9 protein-coding genes are annotated in these 9,020 nt (G+C 37.4%); 4 read left to right on the top strand and 5 right to left on the bottom strand.

Going from position 1 to position 9,020, the window contains the following annotated elements; translation table 11 throughout:
• Positions 1–81: 81 nt before the first annotated feature.
• The gene (locus tag ES948_RS09305; protein WP_152184673.1) at positions 82–1,173 is read right to left on the bottom strand and encodes a glycosyltransferase family 4 protein; all 1,092 of its coding nucleotides are present in this window, start codon (positions 1,171–1,173) and stop codon (positions 82–84) included.
• Positions 1,163–2,188, bottom strand: a complete 1,026-nt coding sequence (locus ES948_RS09300) for a glycosyltransferase family 9 protein (RefSeq protein WP_152184672.1) — start codon at positions 2,186–2,188, stop codon at positions 1,163–1,165. Before ES948_RS09300 ends, ES948_RS09305 begins: the two co-directional genes overlap by 11 nt.
• A 55-nt stretch (positions 2,189–2,243) precedes the next feature.
• Between ES948_RS09300 and ES948_RS09295 the strand changes: the two genes are divergently transcribed.
• Both ES948_RS09295 and ES948_RS09290 read left to right on the top strand, forming a co-directional pair.
• The gene (locus ES948_RS09295; protein ID WP_152184671.1) at positions 2,244–2,984 is read left to right on the top strand and encodes a protein kinase family protein; all 741 of its coding nucleotides are present in this window, start codon (positions 2,244–2,246) and stop codon (positions 2,982–2,984) included.
• Entirely contained in the window at positions 2,974–3,732 is a 759-nt protein-coding gene (locus ES948_RS09290) for a glycosyltransferase family 2 protein (RefSeq protein WP_343029876.1), read from the top strand. The genes ES948_RS09295 and ES948_RS09290 overlap by 11 nt, the downstream gene beginning before the upstream one ends.
• Here the strand turns inward: ES948_RS09290 and ES948_RS09285 are convergent.
• On the bottom strand, positions 3,718–4,683 hold the full coding sequence (locus ES948_RS09285; protein WP_152184670.1) for a glycosyltransferase family 9 protein: 966 nt from the start codon (positions 4,681–4,683) through the stop codon (positions 3,718–3,720). The two genes, ES948_RS09290 and ES948_RS09285, sit on opposite strands and share 15 nt — an antisense overlap.
• 37 nt (positions 4,684–4,720) lie before the next feature.
• Here ES948_RS09285 and ES948_RS09280 point away from each other — a divergent pair, with 37 nt between their 5' ends.
• Positions 4,721–6,013 carry a glycosyl hydrolase gene (locus tag ES948_RS09280; protein WP_152184669.1) on the top strand — a complete coding sequence of 431 codons (1,293 nt, stop codon included), beginning with the start codon at positions 4,721–4,723 and terminating at the stop codon, positions 6,011–6,013.
• Complete coding sequence (gene waaF / locus ES948_RS09275) at positions 6,010–6,993, top strand: lipopolysaccharide heptosyltransferase II (RefSeq protein ID WP_152184668.1); 984 nt, start codon at positions 6,010–6,012, stop codon at positions 6,991–6,993. The genes ES948_RS09280 and waaF overlap by 4 nt, the downstream gene beginning before the upstream one ends.
• Here the strand turns inward: waaF and ES948_RS09270 are convergent.
• Both ES948_RS09270 and rfaE1 read right to left on the bottom strand, forming a co-directional pair.
• On the bottom strand, positions 6,990–7,595 hold the full coding sequence (locus ES948_RS09270; RefSeq protein ID WP_152184667.1) for a YfaZ family outer membrane protein: 606 nt from the start codon (positions 7,593–7,595) through the stop codon (positions 6,990–6,992). The genes waaF and ES948_RS09270 overlap by 4 nt on opposite strands.
• Positions 7,589–9,019: a D-glycero-beta-D-manno-heptose-7-phosphate kinase gene (gene rfaE1, locus ES948_RS09265; protein ID WP_152184666.1), complete on the bottom strand. Its 1,431-nt coding sequence runs from the start codon at positions 9,017–9,019 to the stop codon at positions 7,589–7,591. The genes ES948_RS09270 and rfaE1 overlap by 7 nt, the downstream gene beginning before the upstream one ends.
• Position 9,020 lies beyond the last annotated feature (1 nt).

Here is a 9,020-nt window from a genome sequence, read left to right as displayed (position 1 = left end):
GTTAATGCGTACGGGTGGCCAAGTTGATGCGTATCTACAATGCCATTTCTCAAGCTAAAGATAATAAAAAAACATAATATTTTATGATTTATTTATAATAATATCATACAACTCTGTTAACTGTTTTTCTTTATCAAACTTCTCTTTTACTTTTTGTATGCCTGCTTTTTGCATCATCCCATACACTTTTTTATCTCTGTAAAGCCGATTAACTTTTTCTGCCAAATCTTTACTGCTTCCATCAAATAAAAACCCATCAACACCATCATCTATAATTTCTAAAGGACCACCTTTTGCAGTGGCAACAACAGGAACACCTGCAAGCATCGCCTCAATGACTACCAGACCGAATGTCTCATGCTCTGTTGCTAAAACGTTGACATCAAAAAGTTGCATATGTTCTGCAACATCTTGAGTAAATCCTGTAAAGACAACTTGTCCTTGCAAGCCTAAACGCACTACTTCATCTTGCAGCTCTTGCAAGTAACTCTCTTGCATCGCAGCACCAACTACTAAAAGCTTCATCTTTGGGTTCTTTAAAAGGTGTAAGGCTTCAATGACCTTGTACTGTCCTTTTGGCTTCTCTATCCTGCCAACAATGCCAAGAACAAATGTATCATCTTTTATATTATATTTTTCTCTCAATAGTGTAACTTTTTGGCTATCAACTGTTTTCTCTGCAACTCCAAGATAAACTCTTTGAATTTTAGGAGAACTATCTTGTGGTATATATTTTCGCAGTTGTGCTGCAACTTCATCAGTCACAGCATGAATAAGAGCAATATTTTTATAAACCCATCTATGAAAGAAATCATCTTTAAAGCGTGTCATTCCCATGTGACGGCTCTGCACTATCTTTGGCTTTCTTTTACTGAAAACTTTAGCTAAAACAACAGTGATACTATCTTTATTCCAGTGAAAATGGACTATATCAATCTCATTTTCATCAATAATTTTAGCAAGCTTCAAAGCTGGAAGTAGAGGGAAAAATTTACTTCTTTTGACTCTTTTTCTGGGAATCTTTCCAAGAAAATTATCAAGCTTGCTTTTGGGGGCAACAACAACATTACAACTACCCTCTTTAGAGAAATTTTCATAACAACTTGCCACAAACATCTCAAGTCCACCAAGTCCACCTGAAAGACAGACTTCTAAAATATTTTTATTTTTCATAAAGCTTTTCTAACAGGCTACACATTGTTTCAAATACATCTTCAACAGATGGCTGTGTATATTCCAGATTAAATACACACTCATGCTTCTCTTCACGCGGCCAGTAACGAAACGGAGGTATCTCAAAAAATATCCCAACAGTAGGAATCTCTAAGGCTATTCCCATATTTCGCACACCTGTATCATTAGAAACCAGCATTTTACTGTTTGCTAAGAACTGCATCACATCTTCTATAGGGAGTAGCTCTTGCAGTCGTACATTCTTCCGCTCTTTGAGCGGTTCATAGATATCAAAAAACTTCTCATCCTCACCGATACCTTGCAATATCACATGCTCATATTCTGGAAATTTTTGCGACATCTTATCTATCAAGGCAGAAAATTTCTCTGCAGCCCAACACTTACTTTTTGCAGATGCTCCGGCAAAATAGACTATACGGTTTTGAATACTATTTTTTGGATAAAATTTCTCTAATCCATACCGGAGAGGATAAGCTGTTTTTGCTCCCAAAACATTAAGTATATGCTCCACAGAGAGTGCTTCAACGACAAAGTCACTTCTGAGTGTTGCTATATCAAAGAAAGCCCTTCTAATTGCTCTGTAGGGATAGCCAATTTTGAGCTTGGCATTTGAAAGTGCAACAACCAATAAAGAGAGGGTACTGTCTGTCAAGTCAAAAATAATATCCGGAGAAGGAAGTTTTTTGGCTTCTTTAATACGCGTGAACAGACTTGTTTTAGAACCATCTTCTGCATATCTGCTAACGACATGGATATCATCAATCAAATCCTCTGGTATTCCATACATATAATGTTTAACTACACTTAAAGTTATTTTGGCGTTTGGAAAAAACTTTCGAAGTTCTATCAAAAACGGACGAATATTCATAAAGTCCCCAATCGCTGCATGACGAATTACGGTAATCCTTTTAATATCTTCAGGATCTTTATCTTTTAAATACTCTTTTGCCCGTTTCGATGCAAAAGCACTTCCTCGCCTAAAATTTAACTTCAAACCAACACCTTTTTTAGTATAATGTCTATTATACAAAATAAATAATGAGAACTCTATGAAATATATTATCTCTCCTCAATATAAGGAGAAATTTGAACACTTTTTTAAAAATATCCAAAACTATTTTCATACCCAAACAGACAACATCCATAAAGCACGTAATGAACTAAAAGTCATCCCTTATGAAGGTGTCTCTACAGTTGTAAAAGCTTTTAAAGTTCCAAATATCATTAATAAAATTGCTTATACATTTTTTAAAGATTCCAAAGCAAAAAAATCCTATGACTACTCACTCAAACTTGGTGACTTTACACCTACGCCCATAGGTTATATTGAGTTTTTTAAAAACGGTCTTCTAGATGAGAGTTACTTTGTCAGTGAGGAGTTTATCTATGACTTTACCATTCGTGAGCCTCTCCTAGAAAAAGACTTTCCCAATAGAGAGAGCATTTTTAAAGCCTTTGCCAAGTTTACTCTTGCTCTGCATAATGCAGGAATATTTCATGAAGATTACTCTCCTGGAAATATTCTCATCAAAAAAGAAAATGGCAACTATACTTTTAAGATAGTCGATGTCAATCGTATGCGTTTTTTCACCCTCTCCTGTGATGAGAGAGCCAAAAACTTCTCAAAACTCTGGGCAAGCGAAGAGGCGCTTACAAGCATAGCAACAGCCTATGCAAAAGAGTACACAGAGTGTTCTGACTTTGTACAAAAAGCACTGCACTACTCCCTGCAGAACAAAAAGATAAAAAATTTCAAAAAAAGACTCAAAGGAAAAGAGATTGATTGGTAATATATCTGCCGTAGTACTTGCTAAAAACAATGAAACAACCATTCAAAAGACCCTTCAGGCGCTGCAAGATTTTGAGGATGTAGTCGTTTATGACAATGGTTCAACTGATAGAACCATGGAGATTGCAAAAAGTTTTACCAATGTAAACTTAATAGAGGGCGAGTTTAGAGGTTTTGGCTGGAGTAAGAACAAGGCGGCAAGTTATGCCAAAAATGAGTGGATTTTAATCGTTGACAGTGATGAAGTTATTGATAAGAAGCTGCGTGAGGTACTTGCTACAAAGAAACTCGATGCAAACACAGTTTACATTCTTAACTTTCGTGCCTTTTACAAAGACATAGAAGTAAAACACTGCGGTTGGAACAACCAGAAGATAAAACGACTCTACAACAAAAGTGTAACAAAATACAATGACAATGATGTCCATGAAGATATCATTACAGAAGAGCTTCAAACGGAGCTCTTAGAGGGAAATATGCTTCACTACAGCTACCAAAGCATCGAGCAGTTTGTTAATAAAGCCAATACCTACTCTACCCTCTTTGCAAAGAACAATGCAGGCAAAAAGAGCTCCTCACCCGCTAAGGCCTTCTTTAACGGAGCCTACTCATTTATCAAGACCTACTTTTTCAAACAGGGATTTCGTGACGGATATGTAGGGCTTGTTATCGCATACTCACATATGGTGACAAATTTTTACAAGTACATCAAACTCTATGAACTAAACAAAGAGCTAAAAGGCAAGTAGTTCTTGCTTTACTTCCTCAAATATCACTTTTCTTTTACTCTCATCAATAGGTAACATATAGTGCTTTTGCAGTTTTGCATCCCCTATACTTTTCCATCTTGCAGCACTTGCAAATTTGCTGTCACCAAAAAAGGTTATTGTAGGACACCCCACTAAAGAAGCCAGATGATATGTACCTGTTGAAGTAGAGACAAAAAGTTTAAATTGACTCAGCAACTTTGCAAAGGTGACAATGCCATCAAGTGAGAGGTAAAAGACAACACCCTCACCCATGAGACGGTTTTGCATCTCTTCATAAAGCTCTTTTTCATCAGGACCGAAAGTAAGCACGATCTGATACTTTTTATCACGTAGTTTTACACGAATGAGCTCTTCATACTCATCAAGGTTCCAATTTGCATCAGATGATCCACCAAAACCAACATGAAAAGCGATAACATCGCGTGTAATGTCATAATTTGCACAAAAAACTTCATAGACCTTTTTCGCATCATCAAAATGTAAAAGCGGCTTTGGAAAATCGAGTGAAATGTCTGAAAATAGTGCCTGCGTGAGCGCGAGATTATACTCAAACTCAGCCATCTTGACTTCACTGCGCCGCTGCACCACTCTTTTGTTGTAAAAAATCTGTGCGATTTTAGTAGCAGGAGCGATGCGTTTTGGTATGCGTGCAAAAAACTGAGCCAGAGCCACACGTGTATTTGAAAAGAGTGTAACAGAAGCATCTATCTTAGCAGCTTGTAATTTTTGTGAAAGTGCAAAGAGAGAACTTTTACCATCATCAACTATAACCTCATCTATAAAATCACACGTCTGGGCCAAAGAGCGATTAAGTGGAGCTACAAGGGCTATGATGCGGTTTTTTGGACTATGATGCTTTAAGACATAAAAGCTTGGCAGTGCCGTTATAAAGTCTCCGAGCTTATCTGTTCGTACAACTAATATATTCATATGACTATTTTAACTTAATATAGCTATAATTGCACTTATGAAAAAACCGTTTTCCTGGGATGATTATTCCGACCAACCAGCACTACTTCAAGACAGAACTTTTAAAAAATCGATGCGTAAAAAAGAGTTGCCATCCCTACTCTACACTTTTTTAAGTGCACTTATTTTACTGCCACTTTCCATGCTTGCTACCCCTTTTATAAAGAGAAAAGAGATAGAGTCAAAACAGTTCTTCTCTTTAGGCATTGACTTCCAAAGAGATGCTCACGCAACAACTGATATGATAGAAGAACTTGGTGTAGAGAGTATCCTAACACGCTTTAAACTCTGGGAAATGGAAAAATTGCCGCAACTAAAAGAGTTTCTCTCAAAGTACAAAAATAAAAAAATAACCCTGAAAATTTTACAAGATAGAGAAAATATCGAAGATTTAGCACTTTTGAGAGAAAACCTCACGCAGATATTTCAAGAACTAGACGATATCGTAGATATCTTTGAAATCGGCTCAACCATTAACCGCGCAAAGTGGGGCTTTTTTTCTGTCAGAGAATATCTCGCATTTTATAAAGTGGCTTTCAATCTAAAACAAAAGCAGTTTCCGAACATTAAAATCATCGGAAGTGATGTGATTGATTTTGAATTTCACTACACTGCCCATACACTCTTTAACTTTTGTAAGTGCAAATATGACGGTATTGCAGCACTTTTATATGTTGATAGACGGGGCGCACCGGAAAACACACAACTAGGATTCTCACTTACCGATAAACTCGCTCTTTTAAGTACTATGGTATGGCTCAGTCCAAAGACAAAACAGGAGCTTCACATTACAGAAGTAAACTGGCCACTCAGTGGTACAGCACCCTATGCACCAACAAGTGAATATGAGTGCGTGAGCGAAGAGGTTTACGCCAATTATATGCTGCGTTATTATCTTTTAGCCTTTGCAAGCCAACAGGTTGATTCTGTATCATGGCATCAGCTCATAGCTCCTGGTTATGGTCTTGTAGACAATCGAGATAGCATCAAAAAAAGAGAAGCCTTTTATGTTTATAAACAGATGATACAAACACTTCAAAATGCCCAATTTTTACGTCTTGATATTAAACGGGGCTACTATATCATTCAACTCTGGGTCGATGAACAACTCCTACAGATTCACTGGTCACTAAAGCCTACAACACTCAAAAATGAAGATTTTTTTGAAGTCTACTCTAAAACTGGAAAACGTTTAAAAAATGAGATTTTAGATATCAATGACTCTCCTATCTATATCTTCATCACCAAAGAGGTTGGTAAAAAAGTCAATGCAAGTGAGCGTATAGAATGAGAATCTTAGTTATCCTTCCAAACTGGCTTGGTGATGCCATCATGGCGACACCGGCTATTGAGCTTTTGGCAAAGAAACATCCTAGTGCGAGATTTACCTTTGTTGGAAGTTATGTCAGTATTGAAGCACTTAAACATCATCCACTTTGCCAAAGGGCTGTCGTTGATGAGACAAAAAAAGCTTCTTCACGTCTTATGGCTACCTATAAATTTGCAAAAAAGTTGGGTGTTTTTAATCTTGCTGTCACATTTAGAAATCAACTCCACTCTTCACTTCTACTCTATTTTACAACTACAGTCCTAACCATCGCTAGAGAGTCTTGGCATTCACGATTTTTACTCTCTCATACACCAAAGATAGTGACAAATCAACATCTTGTGGAGCAATATTCTCAGCTTGCTATGGTTAATATAAATGATTTTACCAAAGATGAAATCCCACCGCTCAAACTCTACATCGAGCCTAAGAAGTTTGGCAAGCCAATGCTTGGCATCAATGCAGGAGCAACGTATGGAAGTGCCAAAAGATGGTATCCTGAACGCTTTGCTGCCGTGGCAGCACACTTTAGCAATAGATATGACATCATCATCTTTGGTGGTCCAAATGAAGTGGAAATGGCAGCAGAAATTGAAGAAAATCTCAAAAAACTAGGTATTACCAACTACACAAATTTAGCAGGAAAAACTACCATTGAAGAACTGTGCAGTAATATCGGAGGATGTTCACTCTTTATAACCAATGACAGTGGTCCAATGCACGTTGCAGCTGCTTATCAAGTTCCAACTGTGGCCATTTTTGGTCCGACAAAATATAAAGAGACTTCACAGTGGATGAATGAAAAAAGTATTATTGTTAGACATGAAATGGATTGCAGTCCATGTATGAAAAGAGAGTGCCCACTAGAGCATCATGAGTGTATGACAACGATTACAGCCTCTGAAGTTATCGAGGCTGTTAATAACTTGGATCTAAAAGTTTAAAAACCTACTTTAAATCCGACATACCAGTACGAATTATAATTAAAATCTCCACCTGTAGAAGAGTACCCTTTGTTTGCTTTGTAGTTTGTATCCATAGAACGGTATCCTAGCGTTATTCTACCATTATCGATAATCTCAATATCATAGCTTAAACGATACTCTAAAAAGCTGTCTGCATCACTAAATGAGAGAACACTTGGTGCATAGTAAAGTTCACCATTTAAGTACATTGGTACGTAGCTGTTTGCTGGAATTTTATATGCAAACTGTAAACCTAAAGGTACTGATGTAAAGTTTTTTGTAAAGTTTATTTTTGCACCCATTCCTACTCGCATACCTTGATTACCAATTGGTCTCATCATCAAGAAGTTTGCTTCAAAATATGGGTCTAAATTTACTCGCTCATTATCAGAGTGTTTCTCATCCGCATTTAAAAACTTTGCACCTACGAACATTGTATTTGGTTCTACAGCTTCATTAAACTGTCCAACATCGAACTGTCCGCTTACTTCTAAATCTTTATTATTGATATTGATCTCACCCGTATTAAGAGCAAAAGCTGTTAATGCTGTTGCACCAAGAAGTGTAATTTTCTTTAACATGTCTTTCCTTGTATCTTTTCTATAGTTTTTGTTGTACTTTTGCCATCGACAAAGTCCACAAGTTTTAACTCTCTAGCAAATTCTGTACCGACTACTTTTTTACCTTCATAATCACCGCCTTTGACCAAAACATCCGGTGCTATCATTTTAATAAGCTCATAAGGTGTATCTTCTTCAAATGGCACTACAAAGTCCACTGCTTCAAGTGCTGCAAGTAGGTATGCTCTGTCCTGGGCTACATTTACAGGTCGTGTTGGCCCTTTAAGACGTGAAACCGAGGCATCTGAGTTAAGTCCTACTATCAAGATGTCTCCAAAACTCTTTGCAATTTGTAAGTACTTTACATGCCCTACATGCAAGATATCAAAGCAGCCATTTGTAAAAACAACTTTTTTCCCGTTTGCCTTATAACGTTTTACTATTGCATCAATCTCTTCAAAAGTTTTTATGTGTGCATCAGAAGTACTTTTATGAAGACTTGCTTCATACTCCTCTATCTCATCAATAGTAACCGTTGCACTCCCGATTTTTCCAACGACAACACCAGCAGCCAAGTTTGCGAATTTTGCTGTTTCATCGATGTTTTTTCCAGCTGAGAGAGCATAGGCTATAGAAGCTATGACCGTATCACCTGCACCTGTTACATCAAAGACCTCTTTGGCAACTGTTGGAAATCTTTTGAGATCACTGTCATAGATAGCGATTCCATCTTCAGAGAGCGTAATAAGTGAAATCTCTAAATCACACTCACCTTTTAGTTTTAAAAGTGCCTTTTTAAGTGAAGCTTCATCATTTATCTCAATGCCTGTTGCAAGCTGTGCCTCTTTTTTATTTGGTGTGAGCAGTGTAGCTCCACGATATTTTGAGAAGTCACTCCCTTTTGGATCAACAAGGACACGGACACCTTCTGCTTTTGCGGCTTGTATGATGGCCTGCGTGAGAGAAGGAGTCAAGACACCTTTTCCATAATCAGAAAGAATTACAGCATCGAAACTTTTAATATCCTCACGCAGAGATTTCATGATACTCTCTACAGAATCTTCTGTAATATCTTCTTTACTCTCTTTATCATAACGAAGTATCTGCTGGCTTACGGCAATAATACGGCTCTTCTTTGAAGTTTTTCTATCATGCTGCACTATAAGTTTACTTTCATCAACAGCAATATCTCGCAACATTGCACGCAGTTCATCACCATTGGGATCATCCCCTATAACACCAGCAACACTCACACTCGCACCAAGAGCTTTTAAGTTGTTGATAACATTTCCTGCCCCACCAAGAACTGTTGTCTCTTTTGCGATGTCTACTACCTGTACAGGTGCTTCAGGAGAAATTCTCTCACAACTCCCCCATAGGTAATGGTCTATCATCAAATCCCCAACTACAAGGATATTTGGCTTTGCCTCTTTTAATATATTCATT

The organism is Sulfurimonas indica (assembly GCF_009192995.1).
GTDB classification, from domain to species: Bacteria; Campylobacterota; Campylobacteria; order Campylobacterales; family Sulfurimonadaceae; genus Sulfurimonas; species Sulfurimonas indica.
This window is presented reverse-complemented; position numbering and strand designations above follow the sequence as displayed.

What these genes read in the sequence shown, in the direction of transcription:
- ES948_RS09305 (WP_152184673.1), bottom strand. Translation starts at nt 1,173, where the DNA reads ATGAAAAATAAAAATATTTTAGAAGTCTGTCTTTCAGGTGGACTTGGT.
- ES948_RS09270 (WP_152184667.1), bottom strand. Translation starts at nt 7,595, where the DNA reads ATGTTAAAGAAAATTACACTTCTTGGTGCAACAGCATTAACAGCTTTT.
- rfaE1 (WP_152184666.1), bottom strand. Translation starts at nt 9,019, where the DNA reads ATGAATATATTAAAAGAGGCAAAGCCAAATATCCTTGTAGTTGGGGAT.
- ES948_RS09280 (WP_152184669.1), top strand. Translation starts at nt 4,721, where the DNA reads ATGAAAAAACCGTTTTCCTGGGATGATTATTCCGACCAACCAGCACTA.
- waaF (WP_152184668.1), top strand. Translation starts at nt 6,010, where the DNA reads ATGAGAATCTTAGTTATCCTTCCAAACTGGCTTGGTGATGCCATCATG.
- ES948_RS09285 (WP_152184670.1), bottom strand. Translation starts at nt 4,683, where the DNA reads ATGAATATATTAGTTGTACGAACAGATAAGCTCGGAGACTTTATAACG.
- ES948_RS09295 (WP_152184671.1), top strand. Translation starts at nt 2,244, where the DNA reads ATGAAATATATTATCTCTCCTCAATATAAGGAGAAATTTGAACACTTT.